This window comes from Serratia sp. 3ACOL1, from assembly GCF_003668775.1.
Lineage (GTDB): Bacteria > Pseudomonadota > Gammaproteobacteria > Enterobacterales > Enterobacteriaceae > Chania > Chania fonticola.
Map to the genome: position 1 here is coordinate 2707871 of NZ_CP033055.1, position 23374 is coordinate 2731244.

The window sequence follows — 23374 nt, forward strand, 5'->3', positions numbered from 1 at the left end:
AACCCTCTCCCACAGGGAGAGGGAACCGATCGAGTTCGCTATTCGTTACAGAAACTTACCTGACCATGGCACTAAACCAACTGCTTTTTACCCTGCTAACAGATTGATCACGGCACCTTGCCACAACACTGTACCAGCTCCCTCTCCCTGTGGGAGAGGGTTGGGGTGAGGGGCCGACTACTCTGCCTCAGCAACGGTTTTTTCAGCTTTACGGTGCAGCAGCGAATACACCGCCGGGATCACCAGCATCGATAGCAATGGCGCACTCACCATGCCGCCAATCATCGGTGCGGCAATCCGCTGCATCACCTCTGAGCCAGCACCGCCGCCCCACATAATCGGCAGTAAACCGGCCATAATGGTCGCCACCGTCATCACCTTCGGCCTGACGCGCAACACCGCCCCTTCGCTAATCGCCGCCATCAGTTGTTGATGACTCAACGGCTGGCCGGGCTGACGATGTTTCGCCAACGCCTGATTAAGGTACAGCACCATAATCACACCAAACTCCGCCGCCACCCCGGCCAGGGCAATAAAGCCCACCGCCCCGGCTACCGACAGGTTGTAATCGAGCAGATACAGCAGCCAGACCCCACCTATCAGCGCAAACGGCAGCGTCGCCATGATCAGCAGCGCATCGCTCACGCTGTTGAAGGTGACAAACAGCAGCACGAAGATGATCGCCAGCGTTACCGGCAGCACAATCTTCAACTGGGCACTAGCGCGTTCCAGATACTCAAACTGCCCGGACCAACTGAGGGAAACCCCGGCAGGCAGCTTCACCTGCTGTGCCACCACCTGTTGCATCTCTTCCACCGCCGATTTCAAATCGCGCCCGCGCAGATCGACATAGATCCAATCCGAAAGCCGGGCGTTCTCGCTTTTCAGCATCGGTGGCCCTTCGGTGATGCGAATATCCGCCAGTTCTGCCAAAGGTACTTGCCCACCCGTCGCCGTCACCACCGGCAATTCACGCAGCTTTTGCAGCGAATCACGGATCTCCCTTGGATAACGGACGTTGATCGGATAACGCGCGCGCCCTTCAATGGTTTCAGCGATGTTTTCCCCACCCACCAGCGTAGCGACCACCGATTGCAGCTCTTTCACCGAAACGCCGTAACGCGCCGCACGCTGGCGATCGATATCAATATCCACATAGCGCCCTCCAGCCAGGCGCTCCGCCAGCGCGGAAGTCACACCTGGAACCTGCTTCACCACCTGCTCAATCTGGCTGGCCGCCTGCTCAATATCGGCAATATTGCTGCCGTTGACCTTGATGCCTACCGGGCTTTTGATGCCGGTCGCCAGCATATCCAGACGGTTACGGATCGGCGGCACCCAGACGTTGGCAATACCGGGCACCTTGACCACGCTGTCCAGTTCGGCCACCAGCTTGTCCATCGTCATGCCGGGCCGCCACTGGTCGCGGGGCTTAAAGCGAATGGTGGTTTCCAACATGGTTAGCGGAGCCGGATCGGTTGCCGTCTCCGCCCGCCCAGCCTTGCCAAAGACCGTGTCCACTTCCGGCACGGTTTTGATCAACCTGTCGGTCAATTGCAGCAGCCGTGCCGCCTCGCGGGCAGAGATCCCCGGCAGGGTCGAAGGCATATACAGCAGATCCCCTTCGTCCAGCGGGGGCATAAACTCGCTGCCTAGGCGGCTGAGCGGGAATAAGGTCAGCACCAACAGTAGAGCGGAAATCCCCAGAGTGGTTTTAGGCCGTGCCAGCACCGCTGCCAGCAACGGCTGATACATGCGGATCAACCAGCGATTGATCGGGTTGGCATGTTCGTCCGGAATGCGACCCCGGATAAAATAGCCCATCAGCACCGGCACCAGCGTGATGCCCAACCCGGCGGATACCGCCATCGCATAGGTTTTGGTGAACGCCAATGGCGCAAACATCCGCCCTTCCTGCGCCTGTAGCGAAAACACCGGGATAAACGACAGGGTAATGATCAACAGACTACAGAACAGCGCCGGGCCAACCTCCACCGCCGCCTGCTCAGAGATGTGCCAGTAATCTTTTGAGGTGGGCTGCTGGCCGGGATGGCGTTGCCGCCACTGCTCGAGCACTTTGTGCATGTTTTCGATCATCACGATCGCCGCATCCACCATCGCGCCGATAGCAATAGCTATTCCCCCAGCGACATGATGTTGGCGTTAACCCCTTGATAGTGCATCACCACAAAGGCGCCCAGGATCCCCAGCGGTAGAGTCACCATCGCCACCAGCGCCGAGCGGAAGTGGGACAGGAACAAGGCACACACCACCGCGACCACCAGGAACTCTTCCAACAGCTTGAATGACAGCGTATCGATCGCGTGCTCGATCAGTTGCGATCGGTCATAAACCGGCACGATCTCCACGCCCGGCGGCAGAGTGTGCTGAAGCTGTTGCAGCTTGGCCTTCAGCGCATTAATGGTTTCCAGCGCATTCTTGCCATAGCGCATCACCACAATACCACCCGCCACCTCACCTTCACCGTTGAGCTCCGCTACACCACGGCGGATTTCCGGCCCCTCACGCAGTTCTGCGACCTGTGACAACAGGATCGGCACCCCGTCGCGGGCGGTGATCACCACGTTATTAAAGTCGGCGAGTTTTTTCAGGTAGCCGGAGGTGCGTACCATATACTCAGCCTCCCCCATTTCCAGCAGCGCACCGCCGCCTTCCTGGTTGGCGTCCTGAATGGCGCTCACCACCTGCTGATGGGTAATATTCAGCGCCCGCATACTTTGCGGATTTAATATCACCTGATATTGCCGCACCATGCCGCCAACGCTGGCAACCTCTGCGACGTTAGGCACGGTTTTCAGTTCGAACTTGAGCGTCCAGTCCTGCAAGGCGCGCAGATCCGCCAGACTGTGTTTACCTGTACGATCGACCAACGCATACTCATAAACCCAACCAACGCCAGTAGCATCCGGCCCCAGCGCCACTTTGACCTGCGGCGGCAGCGAGGACTGCACCTGACTGAGTGACTCCAACACCCGCGAACGCGCCCAGTAAGGATCGGTACCGTCTTCAAACAGAATGTAGACGTAGGCATCGCCGAACATGGAGAAGCCCCGCACCGTGCTGGCTCCCGGCACCGTCAGCATGGTGGTGGTCAGCGGGTAGGTCACCTGATCTTCGATCACCTGCGGCGCTTTGCCCGGATAGGTCGCCCGGACGATCACCTGCACGTCAGAGAGATCGGGCAGCGCATCCAGCGGTGCCTTCTGCAACGCCCATACGCCCCACCCGGCCAGCAATATCGAAGCCAGTAATACCAACAGGCGATTGCGTATCGACCAGCGGATCACGGAGGCGATCATTGGTGGCCTCCTTGCGGCATGATCTGGCTGATGTGCGAGCCGTTTTCATCCACGCTAAAATGGAACATCACCTTGCTGCCGATACCAATCCCAGTGGGCAAGCCACCCGTTGGCAGGGTGAAATCCATGGTCATCGCGGGCCATTGCAACTCTGCCACCGGATCGTGCGACAGCGTGACGGTAGCGCCATCCACCGCCTCGACCACGCCCAACGTCTGATACTGTTTTATCCCCTCCTGCCCGGCCATCTGTGGCAAGGCGCTGCGCATGCTGGCTTCGGAATCAATCAGGAACTGGCCTGAGGTGACTACCTGTTGCCCTGCTTGCAGACCCTGTTTGATTTCTACCCAGCCGTCCTGTGCCAGGCCGGCGACCACGTCAACCGGAGCAAAATGACCGTTCCCTTCCGCCACCAGCACCCGGTTGCGATCGCCACTGCCGATCAGGGCCTCCTGCGGGATAGCCAGCACCGGCTTGGCCCCGGCGTTTTGCGCCAGTTGCACCTGCAAATACATGCCCGGCTTCAGGCGCTGTTGAGAATTTTTCAGCACGATACGCGCTTTAAAGGTGCGGGTAAGCGGATCGACGTTAGGCAGCAGCTCGCTGACCTCCCCGGTGAAGCGTTCACCCGGCCAACTGGCGGAGCTGGCTGCCACCGCATCGCCAACCTGCAACAGCCCGGCCTGCGCCTGCGGGTAATCAATCACCATCCACACCGGATCGAGACTGGCCAACTCAAACAGGCCCTGCGTTGCGGTAACCTGCATCCCTTCCCGTGCGTCCAGCTTGTTGATAAACCCGCTCTCTGGTGCGGTAATGGTAATCCGGGTCTGGGGTTGGCCGCTGCGTTCAACCTGGCGAATGATGGCTTCAGGCATAAACTGCAATGCCAGGCGCTGGCGGGCGGCAGAGGTCAGTGCGCTATCGCCCAGTTTGCGGATCGCCAGGTATTCCTGCTGTGCAGCACTCCAGTCCGGGATCCACAGCTGTGCCAGCGCTTGTCCTTTCTTTACCTGCTGCTGGCTGGCACGCACATAGAGTTTGTCTATCAGCCCGTTGGCCCGAGCGGCAATCACCTGCACACCGCGCTCATCGGTGGCAACGCTGCCATAGGCATCAAGCTGCAAATTCAATTCACGCAGTTGTGCAGCCGCTGTACGGACGCCCAGATTCTGCTGCTGGCGGGCGCTGATAGTGACACCACCGTCATCCTGCTGCTCATCGGCATAGCGTGGCACCAGTTCCATATCCATAAACGGCGATTTGCCCGGCTTATCAAAACGCTGGCCAGGCACCATCGGATCGTACCAATACAGCACCTGCCGTTCGGCACCGCCGCTAGCAGGTTGTGCCGCGGTTTTTTCCCCGGCAAACCAGTAACCGCCCATAGCACCGCCCAATAAGGCGGCTAACAGCGTCAGGCTAAAACGCATTTTCATGACTTTGCCTCCTGCACGGTGAGATAACGGATAGCGGCCCACAGCTGCGCTAATTCACGCGCGGCCTTACCGGCGCTCAGACGGCTGTCGAGCAAGGCCCGACGAGCTTCCAACACTGAGGAGAGATCGCTTTTACCACTGCGGTATTGCGCCAGTTGCAGTGCCACGCGCTGTTGTTGCAACGGGATCGCTTGCTGCTGTTGACGCTGCCATTGCGCCTGCGCGGCCTGATACTGCGCCAGCAGCGTATCTAACTGGGCCTGATGGTCGCGGATCAATAACGTCAGTTGGTCGTTGGCTTCCATCGAGCGGGAAACGTCAGCGGCATAGTCCTTATCCTGCCGCTGGGAGCGGAACAGGGGCAGATCGACGGTAAACATCACCCCCGCCATATCCTCATAGCCATCGGCCCGTTTCCCATACGACACCTCTATCCCCACGTCCGGAATGGCGGCCACCTCGGACTGCGCCGATCGCGCCTTGGCCACATCGGCCTCACGGCTGGCCTGCACGACTTCCGGATGCTGTTTTATCGCTTGTCGCAACAGGTTGCTCTCGGCGGGCAGGCGCTCGAAGTGTGGCAACGAGCCACCGATCCCCTCAACCTGCTGCCCGGTCAACTGGGTTAAGCGAGCCTGGGCGATGGTAACGTCACGCTGCGCCTCACTGAGCCGATCCTGCATCGCCAACAGCGTCAAGCGAGCATCGATGACGTTAGCGGCGGGCAAACTGCCGCTGGCCACTCCGGCATGTTGGGCGGCGATCTGGCGTTCACTCTCCTTGAGCAAGGCCGTGGCATCCTTCAGCGTCTGCTGACTCAGCGCCAGTTCCAACCAGGCTTGTGCCGTCTGCTGCTGCAAGCGGGCTCGGATCGTCGCACTGCTGGCTTCGGTTTTATTGGCTTCGGCCCGTAGGGTGTCCGCCTTACGTTGGCGCTTAGTGCTGCTGACATAATCCTGCATGATGCCAACCCGCTCCATGGTCATCCCGTCACGGGTCAAACGCCGGGCATTACCGCCCTGTACCGGCACGTTTTCAATGCCGAATGTAAGCTTGGGATCGGGCAACTCCATCGCCGAATCCGCCATGTTTTGCAGCGCATTCACCTGATGCTGATTGGCCGAGAGTTCGGCGGAATAGCGCTCTGCCGCTGCCAGCGATTGCTCCAACGTCAGGCCGGTTGCCTGCGCACTCGCCGTCCAACAGGCGAGCAGCAGCCAGCCCACCCGCAATGGGTGAGAAAGTAGTCTGGACATGGTGCCCCCGTTAGTCTTGGCTGGCGCTGATGGCGGTCAGCTGATAGCCGCCGTCAACCTGACGGAAGCTGAACTCCACCGCAGTCCCGGCAGCCAAGGCAGGCAATGGCGGCTGGGGCTGCAGGAAATTCATGGTCATCGGCGGCCAGTTCAAGGCAGGGATGGCAGGATGGGCGAGCGACACTTTCTGCTCACCCCAGGCCTTGATGGTCCCTTTAGAGTGATAGACGGCGGCGTCTTGGCTGGCATGTTGGTGATGTTGCATCTCCGCAGCGGAGACAAATGAAGAGAACATCAGAGAGATGAAAACGGCAGTGATCAGATTACGCATAACGATAGCTCCATAAAATAGACAAAAACAACTCAGGTCGCCGTGCTGGACGGCAAAGCGGTTGGTTTGGCTATTCACGGAAGCGGCAGAAGACGATCTCTGCCGGCGGGCCTGCTATCGGAGGGGTTTGCCAATCGAGGCGTGAGAACTGTGCCTGGGGCTGAGGATCGGCAACCAGCAGCTCACTGCTGGCGGGTAATACCGCCGCCAAGGCCAGGTTGCCGTGATCTTGCTGTGCAGAATCTGGTACGCAGTGCTTTTCACACAGCGGCCCTTCGGCCTGCATCATCTCATTGGCTAGCGGATCGGCGGCCTGCATATGCATCGTATGCTGCGCGGCTGGCGCTACGGTGGTGAGTTGCAGATTGCAGTGATGGCTGGCGATCGCCAGTTGGCTGTTGAGCAGTAGCCAGCAGACGGCCAATAGCCATGCTGCGGCCCGCTTCTTGGCGAAGCGCAACTGATGCATAGATATTGAGATGGACGCCAAAGCCGACATGCAAAAATTCCAGAGTAAGAAACTGCGCTGAGTATATCGGCAGAAAACCCTCACAGGAACGGAATTTACACCCGCTGACAAAGCCGCCTCGGAACCATCCTGTAAACTGGAAATGCTTTGATTTCAGTCAACTACACGGCTTAAAAATCCCGTTAATCATAGCAAAAACCGGCTTTCGCCGGTTTCCATTATTAATTCAGCCCCAAGGTCCACTGGGCTATTTTGAAGTAGATGATCAAGCCGGTGCCGTCTATCAGCGTGGTGATAAACGGGGCGGAAACTACGGCAGGATCCACACCGAAGCGTTTCAGAGCCATTGGGATCACGGAAGAGACAATCGCGGCCCACAACGTAATACAAACCAGGGTCAAGCTCACGATGAGCGTAATCTCATAGCCGATCCCCATCATCCAACCACGGAACGCGCCAGCACAGGCCAGCGTTAACGCGATCATGACCGAGGTCGTCATTTCCTTGCGCAGCACGCGCCCCACATCGCGCATGCGGACCTCTCCCAAGGCCATGGCCCGCACAATGGTTGAGGTAATTTGCGTACCGCTGTTGCCTCCGGTACCCACCAATAGCGGGATAAAGAAGGCCAGGGCAATCGCCGCTTCCAATGACTCCTCAAAATGCTGAATAACCGTACTGGTATAAGCTTCGGCGACGAACAGCAACAGCAGCCACACGCTGCGTTTTTTCCACAGTTCGAAAGAGGTCATTTCAAGATAAGGCTTATCCAGCGGCAGGCTTGCCCCTTGCATATGGGCATCCTCGGTGTTTTCATCCTCGATAATCTGCGCTATTTCGCGCTCCGTTAAACAACCAACCAGACGGCCATTATCGACCACTGCCACAATATCTAAATTATTATTGTCCACCAGTTTGGCGATATGTTCACGTTCGTCCGTGGGTTTTACATGGAAGAAGGTGGTTTCCATCATATCCTTGATACGCTCGCCATTATGTTCTTCCTGCAATAAGCGTTTAACAGAAAGAACCCCCACCAGTTTGGTGCCGTCTTCAATAAAGATTTGTGCGGGAATATCGTCGTTGGAAAGTTGATTAACGAATATTTTCCTGGCTTCGCCAACGTAAAGATCTTGATGCAGAACAAAGACTTTTTTGTTCATATAACGCGCAATGGCGTCGTCTTCAAAGTTGGCGTTTTGGTAAAGGTCTTGCAATACAACATGTGACATTCTAGATACTCCCGATTGAAAGATGGAGTCTCATAGAGGCGACAAGACAGGACAGCGAAAGCCGATCCCCACGTCTTGGGTTTAGCACTATACAACGTATCCCCAGGGGGAAGTTACCTTAGCAATGCCTTGATTCGGCTAATGCTTGTTTTACCCTTGGTGGCCTCTCTCGATGCCATTAGAGCGGTAACTTGTGTTCGTATAGGAGCCTCGCCATAACGAGATCGTAAAGCTAGATAAAGCGCAGGCATTATGCCGGGTTTTATCTGATAGAGATAAAAAACGGAAATGTTGTTTATACGTCATTTATATGAAAAGCAAAAAATTAACATAATAAAAACATTGTTATCACAGAATTTTTTAAGTTAAACGAAAAACTCAGCCTCGTTTAATTTAATAATGGCTGTTTTGTTTTTGATAAATAATATGCTAGAGGATCGTACTTTCAGGAGTTTGGTTTAAGCGTTATTTAGAATTTCATACGGACATATTCCACAAGCAACGCCATTAATGACTCTGCCATCTGACACCTATTATTGATTTTACAAAAATATAAAAATACTGACCCATACTGACATTTCAAGGCGTATTTTCACTCTAGCAACGTCGATTAAATATCCTATTTACCCCATTAATGACCTGAATAAAGTGCCTATACTGCAAATAGATAATGAGGAGAATAACCTTGGAAAACTTAAAGCGCAGCATCATTGCGCTAACCCTTTTAACGGTGCTGATTGTGGCCCGTTTCTATTTCTTCAGCTGACGCTTTATTGAACGAAAGCAGAATATCGAACTGAGGCATTCCATCGTCTAGAAAAACAAAAAAATCGGGCACCTATTACGGTGCCCGATTGATAATATGACGCCCTGCGCTTACTTCTGCAGTTTACGCATTACCAGCGTGGCGTTGGTGCCGCCGAAACCGAAGCTGTTGGACATGACCGTGGTCAGCTCACGCTTGGTTGGCTCGGTCACGATGTTCATGCCAGCCGCCTTCTCATCGAGGTTATCGATGTTGATGCTTGGCGCAATGAAGCCGTGCTCGACCATCAGCAGGCTATAAATCGCTTCCTGCACGCCCGCCGCACCCAGTGAGTGGCCGGTCATGGCTTTGGTAGAAGAGATGGCCGGGGTGTTATCGCCAAAGACTTCACGGATCGCGCCCAGTTCTTTCACGTCGCCGACCGGCGTGGAGGTACCGTGTACGTTCATGTAGTCGATTGGTGTGTCTACGCCCTGCATTGCCATCTTCATGCAACGCACCGCGCCTTCACCCGATGGAGCCACCATGTCGGCACCGTCTGAAGTGGCACCGTAACCGATGATTTCCGCATAGATATGTGCGCCGCGAGCCAGAGCGTGCTCCAACTCCTCAACCACTACCATGCCGCCGCCGCCTGCGATAACGAAACCGTCACGCGCTGCGTCATAGGTACGGGAAGCTTTTTCTGGCGTGTCGTTGTAGCTGGTGGACAGCGCGCCCATGGCGTCGAATTCGCAGGCCATTTCCCAGCACAGCTCTTCGCCACCGCCAGCAAAGACGACGTCTTGTTTGCCCAGTTGGATCAGCTCAACGGCGTGGCCGATACAGTGTGCTGAAGTTGCGCAGGCAGAGCTGATGGAGTAGTTCACGCCGCGGATTTTGAATGGAGTGGCCAGGCAAGCAGAAACGCCTGATGCCATCGCCTTGGTCACCATGTATGGGCCAACGCCACGCAGGCCTTTGGCGCGCATACCGTCAGAACCCGCAACCTGGTTACGTGGAGAACCACCACCGGAACCGACCACCAGACCGGTGCGATCGTTGGAAACCTGATCGGCTGCCAGGCCGGAATCTTGAATCGCTTGTTCCATGGAGAGATAGGCGTAAACCGACGCGTCGCTCATAAAGCGCATCACTTTACGGTCAATCAGACCGGTAGTGTCGAGTTTAACATCACCCCATACGTGACTACGCATGCCGGAATCTTTCAGCTCCTGAGAGAAGGTGATCCCAGAGCGGCCTTCCTGCAGACTTGCCAGGACCTCCTGCTGGTTGTTACCAATGCTGGAGACGATTCCCAGGCCAGTAATCACTGCACGTTTCATTCAAGTACCTCTTCCACAATTTACATTCGGGATTTTGCAACGCACTTTAGCGTACAGATGTACGCCGAACAAGTCCGATCAGAATAATTTTGCATTATCTTTACCCAGTTTGCACCTCGGGGCTACCCCCGTTAAAATCGCCCTACCCCTTGAGTTACGAGCAATCTACCGTGAGCAATGCCCCCATCCAAACCGCAGCGTTAAGCTGGAATGAACAAGGTACACCTGTTTCGAAACAGTTTGATGACGTCTATTTTTCCAACCAGGATGGGCTGGAGGAAACCCGCTACGTCTTTCTGGGGGGCAACCGGTTGCCACAACGTTTCAGCGATCACCCACGCTCACTGTTTATTGTGGCAGAAACCGGCTTCGGTACCGGGCTGAATTTTCTGACCCTGTGGCAGGCCTTTGCCCGTTTTCAGCAGGAGACACCCACAGCAAGTTTGCAGCGCCTGCATTTTATCAGCTTTGAGAAATACCCATTGCAGTTGGACGACCTGGCGGCAGCCCATGCCCAATGGCCAGAACTGGCCCCCTTTGCCGATGAACTTCGCGCCCAGTGGCCTTTACCGCTGCCAGGCTGCCACCGCCTGCTGCTTGCTGAAGGGCAGATCACGCTCGATTTATGGTTCGGTGACGTCAATACCCTGCTGCCGCATTTTGACGCCAGCATGAACGATCAAATTGACGCCTGGTTTCTGGATGGCTTTGCGCCGTCCAAAAACCCCGATATGTGGAGCGAACCGCTGTTTGCCACCATGGCGCGTTTTGCCCGCCCAGGCGGCAGCTTTGCCACCTTCACTGCCGCAGGCTTTGTCCGCCGTGGGTTGCAGCAGGCCGGGTTTGAGGTCAGCAAATGCAAAGGCTTTGGCCAGAAACGCGAGATGCTCACAGGTCAGCTACCCGCCGACACTCCGGCAAGCGTCAATCCAAGCCCGTGGTTCCTGCGCCCGGCAGCGGAGAATACCGACGACGTCGCCATTATTGGCGGCGGTGTAGCCAGCGCACTCACCGCGTTGGCCTTATTGCGCCGTGGGGCCAGGGTGACCTTGTATTGCGCCGATGCACAGCCCGCAGAGGGCGCATCCGGCAATCGCCAGGGGGCGCTGTACCCATTGCTGAATGGCCGGGGCGATGCGTTGGAAAACTTCTTTTCCGCCGCCTTCCCCTTTGCTCGCCGCCAGTATGACGCCCTGCGGCAACAACAGGTTGAGTTCGATCACCAGTGGTGTGGCGTCAGCCAATTGGCCTATGACGAGAAAAGCGCGGGGAAGATCGCCAAGATCCTGGCCGTTACCTGGCCGCACACTCTGGCACAATCGGCCGATCGCGCCACGCTTAGTACCCAGTGTGGGATCGATACGGGGTTTGGTGGTATTCACTATTCGCTCGGGGGATGGCTGTGCCCTGCTGATCTGACGCGTGCCGCGATTGCCCTGGCCGAACGGCAGGGATTGGTTTGCCACTATCTGCATACGCTTTCCGATCTGAACCGCAATGATGAAGGTTGGCTGCTGCATTTTGCTGGGGGTGAAAGTCACCAACATGCGACGGTGATCCTGGCTAACGGGCACCAACTCACCACTCTGGAACCTAGCGCCGCTCTACCGGCATATGCGGTACGTGGCCAGGTTTCACATATTCCCACTACGCCAATCTTGAGTGAGTTAAAGCAGGTACTGTGTTACGACGGTTATCTGACGCCGGTGAATCCTGGCAATCAGCAGCACTGCATTGGTGCCAGCTACCAGCGCGGTGAATCAAACACTGAATATAGCCAGGCAGAGCAAGAAGAGAACCGCGATCGCCTGCTGCGCTGTCTGCCAGAACAGAGTTGGACGCAAGAGGTGGATATCAGTGGCCAGCAGGCACGCTGTGGCGTGCGCAGCGCTACGCGAGACCATATGCCGATGGTCGGTGCCGTGCCGGACTATCAAGCCACTCTGGCGCTGTATGGCGATTTGCAGCAGCAGCGCCAGCGCGGCGAAGCAATTGCCAATGCGCCAATGTATCCGGGGTTGTTTATGATCGGAGCCTTAGGCTCACGCGGCCTGTGCTCGGCGCCGTTGGCCGCAGAAATTTTAGCGGCTCAGCTGTTTGGCGAACCCTTACCGGGGGATAGCGAGATGTTGGCAGCGTTAAACCCAAACCGCATGTGGGTCAGGAAGCTACTGAAGGGACGCGAGGTATAGTTCATTCGAGGGGCCAGCGTGATGCTGTCCCCTTTAAAGCAATTACTCAGTCGGCAACGCTGTCTGATACAGGTTTTCCCACATGCCCAGCACCAACACCTGATCCGGCGGGGAAAGTTCCCCGGCCTTGATGGCCTTGTCCAGGCTGCTCTGCACCCGTACCTTGAGCTGTTCGGCGCTGTGTTCGGCATGTTCTTCCGATTCCGCCACCGCCAAAGTCAGATGACCGCGCAGGTAGCCACCGGCAAACAGTTCATCATCGCTGGCGTGCTCTACCATGTCATCAATCAGCGCCAGAATGCGCGCTTCAAATTCTGCGATCATCAAATTTCCTCGTTAACAAACAGACTCTGGCCTCAGAGATCTTCCGGGTAGGGAAAATGCTCGGCCGCCAGCGGAGGCGTATTGTAAAACGATTGCAGCGCCTGAATAAAGCGCGCAGGTCGTGTGGGTATTCCCCGCTCCAGCAATTCCAGCACCCGGGTACGGACTTTCCGCTGGAAACCTATGCGATCTGGCTCGCAATCTCCACTGAGATTGTCGCAACTGACGTTGAACGGGAAACCAGCCGCCACGCAGAACATCCACTCCAAAGCCTGCGGATTAATCTCGACCGCTTCGAATTCACTCTGCGTCTGGGCATCGCGCCCATCCGGGCAATACCAGTAACCGAAGTCCACCAGCTTGCGGCGTTCGGCTCCGGCGATGCACCAATGGGAGATTTCATGCATGCCGCTGGCATAGTAGCCGTGTGCAAAGACGATGCGGTTATAAGGCAGCTCATCATCGGCAGGCAGATAGATAGGCTCATCGTCGCCTTTAACCAGGCGGGTATTGAACTCATCGCTAAAACACTGATTAAAGATTTCAATCAGTTGCGGATACTGGTGTATGTTTGGCATAAAGAAAACTCAAAATACTCTTCGCCTTTCAAGCCACTGCGTTGTTGGCTGCACTTGCACACCCCAGTCACTTACTAAAGTAAGCTCCTGGGGATGAGCAAGCTGGCCGCCTAGCTGTAACTTGAAATTCATTGAGTATAACCATAGATTAAAGAAGGTTATTGTCTCACTAAGACGTATCATTGGCACACTAAAAATGCAGCGCCAACCACTGCTGAATTTCCGCCCCGTGATTGTCATACAGCAATTTGCAGCTCATGATCAAAGACACTATCACGATCATCGGCCGGATCAGCTTCTGGCCCTTGGTCAGCACCATATGCGCCCCAAGACGGGCTCCGAACACCTGCCCTACCAGCATCACCAGACCAATGCTCCAGATCACTTGGCCGCCGATAATAAACAGCACCAGGCTGCCCAGATTGGAGGTGAAGTTCAGCACCTTGGCATGGGCGGTCGCCTTGGCCAGGTTAAAACCGCACAGCGTCACATAGGCCAACGCATAGAACGAACCGGCTCCTGGCCCGAAGAAACCGTCGTAGAACCCTACGCAGCCCCCAGCTACCAGGCCAAAGGGTAACGCCCCCAGCCGACGCTGGCGATCGCTTTCCCCCAACCTTGGCGTCAGCAAGAAATAGACGCCGATACCGATCACCAACAGCGGCAGCATCTGGCGCAGTATATCGGCACGCATATGCTGCACCAGGATCGCCCCGATCACTGACCCCACCAGCGTCAGGAAGATGGTCAGCTTCTGGGTATTAAGATCGACGGCCCGGCGGCGAACAAAGTACAGGCTGGCGGAAAACGATCCCCCAACCGACTGCAATTTATTGGTCGCCAACGCCTGCGTGGGAGGGACGCCAACGGCCAGCAGAGCCGGTACGGTCAACAGCCCACCGCCACCGGCGATCGAATCGATAAACCCGGCGAACATTGCTACCAAAAACAGTATCCCGAGCAATTCGGGACCTAACACCAGCCCATCCATAAGTCGTCTGCCTGCTTTTTTATTTGCGCACACACTACGCCTTATGACACCAAAAATAAACGCCTCATTAAGAGGCGCTAGAGTGTGATTGCCAAGCGGTGATGTTGCTGAATTTATAGGGACCGAACATCTTCGACCCTATCTAACCAATTGATTATTCATACGGGCGCAGCATGCAGCACCCCTACGCTATCAGCGATTGGCGAAGTGGTTATCCAGCAGCGCCTGACAGGTTGGCGGCAGCGGTGGCGGCTCCTTCTTGACCGGATTGGCATTCGGCTGATGCGGTTTGAACCAGCTGGCCAACTCGGCACCACAGCCATCGCCCACCGGCGGCGCATCCTGATCCAGACACTCCAGGCTACCCGCCGGGCAACGCAAGCGTACGTGCATATGCGCACGATGCCCAAACCAAGGGCGGACCTTATGCAACCAAGCGCGATCGGCACCGGCATCCTGGCACAGACGTTGTTTGATCGCCGGGTTAACGAAGATCCGCGTCACTTCGCTGTCCTGCGCCGCCATCTTGATCAAGGATTCGATCTGCGGCTGCCACTGGCGATCCACCACTTGCTTACCGTCACCAGAGACCAGATCGATCGGCTGCGGTTTCAACAGTTGCTGAGCGCTCCAACGCTGGCGCGGCAGCTGCAACCAGATGTCCACGTCCAAACCGGATTGGTGGCTGGCATGGCCGCTGCTGAAGCGCCCACCGGCCGGCATTGCCATATCGCCGATCAACACCGTGCCCAGTGCTTTCTGGTTGGCCTGGCTGCTCAGGCGTTGAATAAACGCCAGCAGGTCAGGATGGCCGAAGTAGCGCCGTTGGTCGGTACGCATCACCTGATAATCCGGTGAGCTAAGCGGCAACGGGTGCGCCCCGATGATACAGCCATTGGCGAAACCACCAACGGCCTGCGCAGTGCCACTGACCGGGTGGTCAATCTTTTGCCACGGCGTTAACGCCAAGGCAGAGCTGGAAGCGATCAACGCAGCGAAGCCCAGCAGCCATTTTTTCATCGTAGTCCCTTACCAGCGTGGTACGTCGGAAATCACATCACCGTTTTGCGCACGCTGGCGCAGCAGGTGATCCATCAGCACGATCGCCATCATCGCTTCGGCGATCGGCACCGCACGGATCCCGACGCACGGATCGTGGCGGCCACGGGTGACCATTTCCACCGCTTCACCCTGACGGTTGATTGTACGGCCCGGCACCATGATGCTGGAGGTCGGCTTCAGCGCCAGATGGGCAATCACCGGCTGACCGCTGCTGATACCACCAAGAATGCCGCCAGCGTGGTTGCTCTGGAAACCTTCAGGGGTGATTTCATCGCGGTTTTCACTACCACGCTTGGTCACAACGGCAAAGCCGTCGCCGATTTCCACGCCTTTGACCGCATTGATGCTCATCAGCGCATGCGCCAAGTCGGCATCCAGACGATCGAACACCGGTTCGCCCAGCCCTACCGGGACGTTTTCCGCCACCACGGTCACTTTGGCACCGATGGAGTCACCCTCTTTTTTCAGCGCGCGCATCAGTTCGTCCAGAGCTTCCAGCTTGTCCGGATCCGGGCAGAAGAACGGGTTCTGCTCTACCTGATCCCAATCTTTCAGTTCGCAGCTCACGTCGCCAATCTGCGCCAGATAACCGCGCACCTGTACGCCAAACTTCTGCGCCAGATATTTTTTGGCGATAGCACCGGCGGCAACGCGCATTGCGGTTTCACGCGCCGAAGAACGGCCACCACCGCGATAATCACGCACGCCGTATTTCTGTTCGTAGGTGTAATCTGCATGGCCTGGGCGGAACACATCTTTGATCGCGCCGTAGTCTTGCGAGCGCTGATCGGTGTTTTCGATCATCAGGCCGATGCTGGTGCCGGTAGTGACGCCTTCAAAAACCCCGGAGAGGATGCGCACTTGATCCGGCTCGCGGCGCTGGGTGGTATAGCGCGAAGTGCCGGGGCGGCGGCGATCGAGATCGTGCTGCAAATCGGCTTCTGTCAGCGGAATGCCGGGCGGCACACCGTCTACGATACATCCCAGCGCCACACCGTGAGATTCACCAAATGTGGTGACGCGGAAAAACTGCCCAATACTGTTCCCTGCCATCACGGCTCCTTACCGTTGGTTGTCATCCCGTTCGCGTGCAAACGGGGCATACAGGCCCGCACTGTGGCGGGCCCAGGTTGTTGGTTAGCTGCGGTAGAGGCTGAAATGATCTTTGCAGTCAATCAGCTGCTGTTTGGTCAGCATGAATACGCCGTCCCCGCCGTTATCAAACTCCAGCCAGGTGAACGGAATATCCGGATATTGTTCCATCAGATGTACCATGCTGTTGCCCACTTCACAAATCAGCACGCCGTCATCGCTCAGGAAGTCTGGCGCACAGGCCAGAATGCGGCGCACCAGCTTCAGGCCGTCGCTGCCTGCGGCCAGGCCCAGTTCCGGCTCAAAGCGGAACTCTTGCGGCAGGTCGGACATATCTTCCGCATCGACATACGGCGGGTTGGTGACGATCAGATCGTATTGGATCGCCGGGACATCACGGAACAGATCGGAACGGATCGGGATCACCTGATGTTCCACGCCGTGCGCCTGAATATTACGCTCGGTCACGGCCAGCACGTCGGTGGAGATATCTACCGCGTCCACTTCCGCTTCCGGGAAGGCATAGCCACAGGCGATAGCGATACAGCCACTGCCGGTACACATATCCAGGATATGGCGTGGCGGATGTGGGATCAGCGCGCTGAAGCGATCGTTGATCAACTCACCAATCGGTGAACGCGGTACCAGCACGCGCTCATCGACATAGAACTCCAGATCGCAGAACCAGGCTTTATTGGTCAGGTAAGCAACCGGGATGCGCTCGTTGACACGGCGGATCACTCGCTCAACGATGCGGTGACGCTCGCTGGAGGTCAAACGCGCAGTTCGCATATCTTCAGGAATATCCAACGGCAGGAACAGGCTGGGCAAGACCAATTGCACGGCTTCGTCCCACGGGTTATCGGTTCCGTGGCCATAGTAGATATTGGCGGCGTTGAAACGGCTTACGGCCCAGCGCAGCATATCCTGAATGGTGTGCAGCTCATTCACTGCTTCTTCGACGAAAATTTTGTCCAATTTGCCCTCCGGCAGGCACGATGATTCATGATTTAGCCCCGTAGTTTGCCATGAAGCCTGCGACAAATCAGCAGCAATAGCAGCGTAGCAGCATTCTGGTTGGCATTCAGTGCCAGTTTTGCGTCGACAGAAACCTTCGAGCAGGTAAACTAGCGCGATAAATGATAGGCGACGAGCGAATAATGAAGAATAAGCCCCCTCTGAGCAAAGATGAATTATTGCTCTTTAGAGAGTCGGTAGCTGGAGCAAAGAAGCTACCGCAGGACACCATCGTCCACCCAAAACCTAAAATGAAAACCAAGCAGATCGCGCCGCAGCGCCTGTTGCAAGAACAGGTGGATGCCAGCTTTTACTTTTCCGATGAGTTTCAGCCGCAGTTGGAAGATGAGGGCCCAACGCGCTATGTGCGCCCCGGCTACAGCCACTATGAGTTGAAGAAACTGCGCCGCGGGGATTACGTGCCGGATCTGTTCCTGGATTTGCATGGCTTGACGCAGATGCAGGCCAAGCAGGAACTAGGGGCGATGATCGCCGCCTGCAAGCGTGAGCACGTGCATTGTGCCTGCGTGATGCATGGCCACGGCAAACACATCCTCAAGCAGCAAACGCCGTTGTGGTTGGCGCAACATCCGGACGTGCTGGCTTTCCACCAGGCACCCAAAGAATGGGGCGGTAACGCAGCCATACTGCTGTTGATCGAACTGGCAGAATAGCGACATAAAAAGGCACTTAGCGGTGCCAAATAATCCGCAGTGACGATTCCAATAAGGGGGCAATGAGTTGAGAACGACCTTGACGAAATAGCCCCTACCCATCTTGGTAAAAACTTAAGCTCTCTCCCTAATACCATACCCGCTTAAGTACACCAAGCGCTTTTAAGCGTTAATTTCAAATAAAAACATTTGTTTTAAATATACTTAAAACAAAAATCATTGATGTGATTTGAAATTTACGAGAAAGATCCTGTATTAACGCCAAAAAGTAGACAAGGGGGATATTGTAAGTAGAATGCGCATTTTGTTATACGCAGATAAAGCGCATAAAATTGTTATGCGCAGTTAATAATTGCTACAAATAGCCACATGGCAAATATAGCACCTTGAGTTAATCAAATAATAGCCTATACCTCCTGCACAACTTGGGGATGTTCCCTCATGGTTGACAGAAATGAAGTTGGCTGCAAAGCCTTTTTTCACCAGTTCGGCTATCAATATTGATAGCCTTTGCATTTCAAATATTATAGGAAATAATATTATGACCCTAAAAAACAAACAGAAGCCGTTTTTTGCCAAACTTTCGCCAATTTGTTTCTTTAGCCTGCTGGCCTTACAGGGAGTAACCGTTGCCCAAGCCACTATCGTTTCCGCCCCAGGTGGCCCATCGCTCGGAGCCAGTTCAATCAAAGGCGGTACGGTTATCGAGATTAATAAGCCCGGCAGAGGGGGCGTTTCTCACAATATCTATAACCAGTTTGACGTAGACCGTGGTGGAGTGGTGCTAAATAACAGCGCACAAAATTCAACGACACAAGTAGCGGGTGCCATTAACGGCAACAAGAATATGGCCAAAGGTGCCGCTAACGTTATCCTCAATGAAGTCAACTCCGCTAAAGCCAGCCAACTCAACGGTATGATTGAGGTAGCAGGCCAGAATGCACAGGTTATTATTGCCAACCCATCGGGGATTACCTGTAACGGCTGCGGTTTCATCAACGCCAATCGTGCGACATTGACCACTGGCAAGGCCTCGGTGGCTAATGGCCGCGTCCTCGACTACGTTGTCAACAAAGGTAAAATTACCATTACTGGCGATGGCTTGCAAAGTTCCAGCGCCAACTATACCGATTTAATTGCCCACACCGTTGCCATTAACGCCGACGTGCAGGCTCAGGATCTACGGGTCACTTATGGCCAAAACCGCGTTAATAGCGACAACACCAAAGCCACCCTGCTATCTGCTGCTCGTCAGTCTGGCATAGGTCTTGACGTTTCCAACCTGGGCGGCATGTACGCCAACAAAATTACGCTGATCGGTACCGGGAATGGCGTGGGTGTGAACAACGCTGGCACCCTCGCCGCTTCTGTTGGTGATGTTGTCATGAACATGAATGGTTCACTCACCAATAAGGGGACTATTTCTGCCCAAAAAGATATCAGGGTGGTATTAACCCCTAGTAACAACAATACATACGTAATAAACAGCCCAGGTGGTTATCTTGAAGCTGGCAATGATATTGACATTAAAAGCTCTTACGTGAGAAACATCAAGGGGACCATGGTGGCCGATGGCAATATCAACATCGACAGTTCCGCAGCCTTATCTTCAAATGTAGGGGTCGATAATGATAATGGTGAACTCAGCGCTGGAAAGGGTATCACTGTTAGCACCAAAGGCTCCTCAATCAAGAACAGCAGCGGTATCATCAGTGCCGTGGACGATGTCACCCTGGATGCCAAGTATGGTGTGAATAACTACGTGGGGAGAATTGTATCAGATGTTGGTGGTGTGACGATTAATACCGCTAACACCCTCTTCAACGACAGGGGGATTATTGAGGCCAACTGCTGCGTGACTCTGAATGCCTACAAGATGAGCAGTCAATACGGTCTCGTCCAGACCAGGGATGACGTTGTTATTAACGTATCCTCTGAGCTGAATAACACCCAGGGTGAAATTCTGGCAGAAGGCAACATTGCTATAAAAGCGTCAGAGATTAAAAACAACTCAGGTAAAATCATGGCTCAAGAAGCCTTGAATATCGAAGCCGCCCGTCTGGTTAATAGTGCTTATCACAATCCGCTCCAAGAATACGGAGTATTCAGCGGTGGTGACATGAACCTAAACTTAAGCTCCTCACTCAATAATGAGTATGGTGTCATCGCTTCTCATGGTGATATCACCATCACCCCTAACTATCTCATAGCCAATAAACATGGGCATATTGGGAGCGATAAAAACATCACGCTGAGTGCGGCCAGCATGGGTAATCACAATGGCAATATGATTGCTGCCGAAAATCTGGTGGTTAATGCCTCACGTTTAGATAATGGCTCATCGGCCAGCACCGCTGGAAACATTGAGGCCGGTGATACTTTAGAGATCAACATGAAGCGCGGCCCGCTTTCCGGTGGTCAGCAGGTCGATGGCAGCTTCTATAATCAAGGGACCTTGGCTGGCAAAAACAAGATCAAGGTCAGTACTGATGGGAAATTCAGTAATTACGGCAAACTGATCTCAGACAATACTGTAGAAATCCATAGCAAGCGCTAATCCAGTGCTCATGCTGAACCCCTATCACATCTATTAGCATCGCGAGATAGGTAATAACAAGCTGATAGCCATGTTAACAATGGCCATCAGCTGTTTTTCTTTTTTTATCTATATCCGCACCGCGTCTGATTTAAGAAAAATCATATTAATAAGGAAGTTAACATGCGTTTTCGCTCTCCCAATGCTTGGCTATTACTTATTCTCACTCCACTGGTTCAGGCAGCTGAAAATGGCCAATTTATTGAACAGCAAATGAGCCACCAGCAGGAACAGGAAAAAGCACGCTACAACCAATTGGAAACCGTAGGTAAAGACGTTCGCTCCTCTGACAACGGTGGTCTAAGTACCCGCATTGATTTTCCTGAAGAACAACCCTGCTTCACCCTACAACGGGTTGAACTGAACAAAGACGACAAGATCCCCCATTGGATACCCTTGCGCAAACTGACAGAACAGGCGCAGGGGCGTTGCCTTGGGATCCAAGGGGTGAAAGCGCTCGCAACCGCCATACAAAATAACCTGATTGGGCATGGTTATATCACTACCAGGGTAATGATCCCTCAGCAAAACCTGGCAGAGGGGCTTCTCACTCTGGATATCCTGCCCGGCACCATTGGCAACGTCAGGCTAACGGACGACAGCGATAAGTACGTCAACTTGCATACCACCTTCCCTGGCAGCCAAGGGGATCTGCTGGATCTGCGCGCTATTGAGCAGGGGTTGGAAAACATGCAGCACATTCCTGATGTCGTTGCCAATATTTCACTCCACCCAGGCAGTAAGCCGGGTGAATCCGACCTGGAAATAACCCGTGAACAACCCTCATTCTGGCGTTTAGGCGGTTGGCTGGATGATTCAGGCAGTAAACAAACTGGCCGCTATCAAAGCGGCCTGGCTTTATATATTGATAACCCGACCTCGATGAACGATCTGTTCTACGTTTCTGCTGGTCGTGACTTGCAGTTCCAATCGAGCCGTCATTCTAATAACGGATCGTTGTACTACTCGGTGCCCTACGGCTTCTGGTCATTGGATTTATACGCCAGCCGCAGCGAATATGTACAAAATATCCATGGCATCTATACCGACTTTTCCTACCGCGGCAAGTATCGCAACCTTAGCTTAAAAGTGAATCGCCTGTTGTATCGCAACGCGAGCCAGAAAAACACGCTCAGCTTTCAAGTCCTCAAGCGTAACTCGCATTTTTACCTGAACGATACGGAACTGCAGTTACAAAAGCGTAATATGGCCAACTGGAGCGTTGAGCTCAATCACCGCCACTACGTCGGCCAGTCCATTGTCGATGCCATGTTGAGCTATCAGCGTGATACCGCCTGGTTTGGTGCCGAAAGACCGGTGGACAGCGCTCCGTCAAGCCGTATCGTCAACCTGGATATCAGCACCTATACGCCATTTACGGTACAAGATCTCTCAATGAGTTATCAATCCCGCTTTCGCCAGCAATATAGTCCGGACCGCCTGACCACTCAGGATCAATTCAGTATCGGTAACCGCTGGACCGTACGTGGTTTTGACGGTGAAATGAATATGATGGCCAATAAGGGCTACTACCTGCGCAATGACCTGAACCTGAACCTGCCAAAATTGGGGCAGCAATTATACTTGGGTATGGATTATGGCCGGGTGAAAGGTGACGGTAGTAACGACTTTGCCGATGGTCACTTGCTTGGTAGCGTTGCCGGTATTCGCGGGAGGGTAAAAGCGGTTGGTTATGACGCCTTCGTTGGGGTGCCGCTGTCCAAGCCCGATAATTTCGCCACCAGCCCGGTCAACCTCGGCTTTACATTGCAATGGCAATTTTGATGGCGTTAATGACAAAGGGCGATGTTTATCATCGCCCTTTGAGGGTGGGAACCAGCCTAGACTTTGGCCATCACCTGTGACGGGCCAACCTGCCATTCAAACTTGCCAATGCTGCCATCCTCGGACAGCTCGACATTAGCGATGGCGGAGGTAGCAAACATTGGCGGGCATTCCCCAGGGCACAGCTCGGCCACCAGATAACCCACCAGCGGTAGATGGGAAACCACCAGCACCGCACCGATGCCCTCTTTCGCCAGCGCCTGCAGATAGCAGCTCACCAGCCCAGCATCGCCCCCTGGAGTCAACTCCGGCAGCACTTCTTCACCTTCCGGCAGCGTTAACGCTTCGCGTACCGTTTCCAGCGTCTGCTCGGCCCGCAAATAGGGGCTGACCAGCACTCGTTCAATATCCACAGACTTGGTATTCAACCAGGCCGCCATCTGACGTGACTCATCACGGCCACAAACGGTAAGAGGTCTTACCGCATCGCTGGCTGCATCGAGTGCCGCCTCTCCGTGACGCATAATCAAAACTTGCATATTGCACCGCTGTTGTTGACAAAATAACGCTATACAGAAACGCCGAGCGTGCTGTATCGCCGAGTTGCACTCAAGAACACAGGCCTGCTTCAAACGATAACGCGCCGTCTCTCTATGGCGGCCGGGCATTTTGCCTGAAAGTTCGCGTAAAGAAAACGCTGTTTTTTACAACATTTGCGCCCTTACACAAATTCATCGCTGACATAACAACCAATTCAACGGGTTAAATTTTAACCTTGTTGCTATGAAATTTTTGGTAGCGCTGAGTGAGCCACCCACCAAAACGCTACGTTACCCCTCCACAATCTCCCTGTACAGCATCCGGGATTGCCCTAATTGCAAGGAGTGATGGCGATCACAATGCGGCCCTGATCAAACTGTAGCGC

Annotated in this window: 17 protein-coding genes, 1 pseudogene and 1 riboswitch; of the genes and pseudogenes, 4 read left to right on the plus strand and 14 right to left on the minus strand. The window is 54.6% G+C overall.

Features of this window, described 5'->3' with window-relative positions; genetic code table 11:
• Positions 1-177: 177 nt before the first annotated feature.
• From D9980_RS12125 to fabB, 7 genes and pseudogenes are all read right to left on the minus strand, one after another.
• Positions 178-3320, minus strand: a pseudogene (locus tag D9980_RS12125) (efflux RND transporter permease subunit).
• Entirely contained in the window at positions 3317-4759 is a 1443-nt protein-coding gene (locus D9980_RS12130; RefSeq protein ID WP_121607417.1) for an efflux RND transporter periplasmic adaptor subunit, read from the minus strand. Before D9980_RS12130 ends, D9980_RS12125 begins: the two are co-directional and overlap by 4 nt.
• Positions 4756-6015 carry a TolC family protein gene (locus D9980_RS12135; protein ID WP_121607418.1) on the minus strand — a complete coding sequence of 420 codons (1260 nt, stop codon included), beginning with the start codon at positions 6013-6015 and terminating at the stop codon, positions 4756-4758. The genes D9980_RS12130 and D9980_RS12135 overlap by 4 nt, the downstream gene beginning before the upstream one ends.
• A gap of 10 nt (positions 6016-6025) precedes the next feature.
• Positions 6026-6346: a copper-binding protein gene (locus D9980_RS12140; RefSeq protein WP_024486011.1), complete on the minus strand. Its 321-nt coding sequence runs from the start codon at positions 6344-6346 to the stop codon at positions 6026-6028.
• A gap of 70 nt (positions 6347-6416) precedes the next feature.
• Entirely contained in the window at positions 6417-6845 is a 429-nt protein-coding gene (locus tag D9980_RS12145; protein ID WP_121607419.1) for a hypothetical protein, read from the minus strand.
• A gap of 191 nt (positions 6846-7036) precedes the next feature.
• Entirely contained in the window at positions 7037-8047 is a 1011-nt protein-coding gene (locus tag D9980_RS12150) for a magnesium transporter (RefSeq protein ID WP_024531285.1), read from the minus strand.
• Positions 8048-8106: 59 nt separating this feature from the next.
• A riboswitch (M-box (ykoK) riboswitch) is annotated at positions 8107-8277 on the minus strand.
• A gap of 646 nt (positions 8278-8923) precedes the next feature.
• The gene (fabB, locus tag D9980_RS12155; RefSeq protein ID WP_021806051.1) at positions 8924-10138 is read right to left on the minus strand and encodes a beta-ketoacyl-ACP synthase I; all 1215 of its coding nucleotides are present in this window, start codon (positions 10136-10138) and stop codon (positions 8924-8926) included.
• A gap of 170 nt (positions 10139-10308) precedes the next feature.
• Here fabB and mnmC point away from each other — a divergent pair, with 170 nt between their 5' ends.
• On the plus strand, positions 10309-12330 hold the full coding sequence (gene mnmC / locus D9980_RS12160; RefSeq protein ID WP_121607420.1) for a bifunctional tRNA (5-methylaminomethyl-2-thiouridine)(34)-methyltransferase MnmD/FAD-dependent 5-carboxymethylaminomethyl-2-thiouridine(34) oxidoreductase MnmC: 2022 nt from the start codon (positions 10309-10311) through the stop codon (positions 12328-12330).
• A gap of 42 nt (positions 12331-12372) precedes the next feature.
• Here mnmC and D9980_RS12165 read toward each other — a convergent pair whose 3' ends face one another.
• The 6 genes from D9980_RS12165 to prmB form a co-directional block, all read right to left on the minus strand.
• Entirely contained in the window at positions 12373-12654 is a 282-nt protein-coding gene (locus D9980_RS12165; RefSeq protein ID WP_021806053.1) for a YfcL family protein, read from the minus strand.
• Between the two features lie 32 nt (positions 12655-12686).
• Positions 12687-13232: an elongation factor P hydroxylase gene (locus tag D9980_RS12170; protein ID WP_121607421.1), complete on the minus strand. Its 546-nt coding sequence runs from the start codon at positions 13230-13232 to the stop codon at positions 12687-12689.
• 190 nt (positions 13233-13422) lie between these two features.
• The gene (locus tag D9980_RS12175; protein ID WP_121607422.1) at positions 13423-14223 is read right to left on the minus strand and encodes a sulfite exporter TauE/SafE family protein; all 801 of its coding nucleotides are present in this window, start codon (positions 14221-14223) and stop codon (positions 13423-13425) included.
• A 192-nt stretch (positions 14224-14415) separates the two neighbouring features.
• On the minus strand, positions 14416-15243 hold the full coding sequence (gene mepA, locus D9980_RS12180) for a penicillin-insensitive murein endopeptidase (RefSeq protein WP_121607423.1): 828 nt from the start codon (positions 15241-15243) through the stop codon (positions 14416-14418).
• 9 nt (positions 15244-15252) lie between these two features.
• On the minus strand, positions 15253-16338 hold the full coding sequence (gene aroC / locus D9980_RS12185; protein WP_021806057.1) for a chorismate synthase: 1086 nt from the start codon (positions 16336-16338) through the stop codon (positions 15253-15255).
• Between the two features lie 84 nt (positions 16339-16422).
• The gene (gene prmB, locus D9980_RS12190) at positions 16423-17355 is read right to left on the minus strand and encodes a 50S ribosomal protein L3 N(5)-glutamine methyltransferase (protein WP_024529156.1); all 933 of its coding nucleotides are present in this window, start codon (positions 17353-17355) and stop codon (positions 16423-16425) included.
• 182 nt (positions 17356-17537) lie between these two features.
• On the opposite strand from prmB, the gene smrB reads away from it, so the two are divergent.
• The 3 genes from smrB to D9980_RS12205 all read left to right on the plus strand — a co-directional run bounded on the left by smrB (position 17538) and on the right by D9980_RS12205 (position 22449).
• Positions 17538-18068 carry an endonuclease SmrB gene (smrB, locus tag D9980_RS12195; protein ID WP_021806058.1) on the plus strand — a complete coding sequence of 177 codons (531 nt, stop codon included), beginning with the start codon at positions 17538-17540 and terminating at the stop codon, positions 18066-18068.
• Between the two features lie 454 nt (positions 18069-18522).
• Positions 18523-20625 carry a filamentous hemagglutinin N-terminal domain-containing protein gene (locus D9980_RS12200; protein ID WP_121607424.1) on the plus strand — a complete coding sequence of 701 codons (2103 nt, stop codon included), beginning with the start codon at positions 18523-18525 and terminating at the stop codon, positions 20623-20625.
• Positions 20626-20787: 162 nt separating this feature from the next.
• On the plus strand, positions 20788-22449 hold the full coding sequence (locus D9980_RS12205) for a ShlB/FhaC/HecB family hemolysin secretion/activation protein (RefSeq protein ID WP_121607425.1): 1662 nt from the start codon (positions 20788-20790) through the stop codon (positions 22447-22449).
• Positions 22450-22505: 56 nt separating this feature from the next.
• Here the strand turns inward: D9980_RS12205 and sixA are convergent, their stop codons facing one another.
• A complete protein-coding gene (gene sixA, locus D9980_RS12210; protein ID WP_024485082.1) occupies positions 22506-22988 on the minus strand; it encodes a phosphohistidine phosphatase SixA in 483 nt (160 codons plus the stop codon).
• Between the last annotated feature and the right edge of the window lie 386 nt (positions 22989-23374).

Excerpts from the sequence above, each read along its gene's own strand:
- D9980_RS12175 (WP_121607422.1), bottom strand. The coding sequence starts at position 14,223 with ATGGATGGGCTGGTGTTAGGTCCCGAATTGCTCGGGATACTGTTTTTG.
- D9980_RS12130 (WP_121607417.1), bottom strand. The coding sequence starts at position 4,759 with ATGAAAATGCGTTTTAGCCTGACGCTGTTAGCCGCCTTATTGGGCGGT.
- D9980_RS12170 (WP_121607421.1), bottom strand. The coding sequence starts at position 13,232 with ATGCCAAACATACACCAGTATCCGCAACTGATTGAAATCTTTAATCAG.
- D9980_RS12145 (WP_121607419.1), bottom strand. The coding sequence starts at position 6,845 with ATGTCGGCTTTGGCGTCCATCTCAATATCTATGCATCAGTTGCGCTTC.
- D9980_RS12200 (WP_121607424.1), top strand. The coding sequence starts at position 18,523 with ATGAAGTTGGCTGCAAAGCCTTTTTTCACCAGTTCGGCTATCAATATT.
- mepA (WP_121607423.1), bottom strand. The coding sequence starts at position 15,243 with ATGAAAAAATGGCTGCTGGGCTTCGCTGCGTTGATCGCTTCCAGCTCT.
- fabB (WP_021806051.1), bottom strand. The coding sequence starts at position 10,138 with ATGAAACGTGCAGTGATTACTGGCCTGGGAATCGTCTCCAGCATTGGT.
- D9980_RS12150 (WP_024531285.1), bottom strand. The coding sequence starts at position 8,047 with ATGTCACATGTTGTATTGCAAGACCTTTACCAAAACGCCAACTTTGAA.
- D9980_RS12205 (WP_121607425.1), top strand. The coding sequence starts at position 20,788 with ATGCGTTTTCGCTCTCCCAATGCTTGGCTATTACTTATTCTCACTCCA.
- sixA (WP_024485082.1), bottom strand. The coding sequence starts at position 22,988 with ATGCAAGTTTTGATTATGCGTCACGGAGAGGCGGCACTCGATGCAGCC.
- D9980_RS12165 (WP_021806053.1), bottom strand. The coding sequence starts at position 12,654 with ATGATCGCAGAATTTGAAGCGCGCATTCTGGCGCTGATTGATGACATG.
- smrB (WP_021806058.1), top strand. The coding sequence starts at position 17,538 with ATGAAGAATAAGCCCCCTCTGAGCAAAGATGAATTATTGCTCTTTAGA.
- D9980_RS12135 (WP_121607418.1), bottom strand. The coding sequence starts at position 6,015 with ATGTCCAGACTACTTTCTCACCCATTGCGGGTGGGCTGGCTGCTGCTC.
- D9980_RS12140 (WP_024486011.1), bottom strand. The coding sequence starts at position 6,346 with ATGCGTAATCTGATCACTGCCGTTTTCATCTCTCTGATGTTCTCTTCA.
- aroC (WP_021806057.1), bottom strand. The coding sequence starts at position 16,338 with ATGGCAGGGAACAGTATTGGGCAGTTTTTCCGCGTCACCACATTTGGT.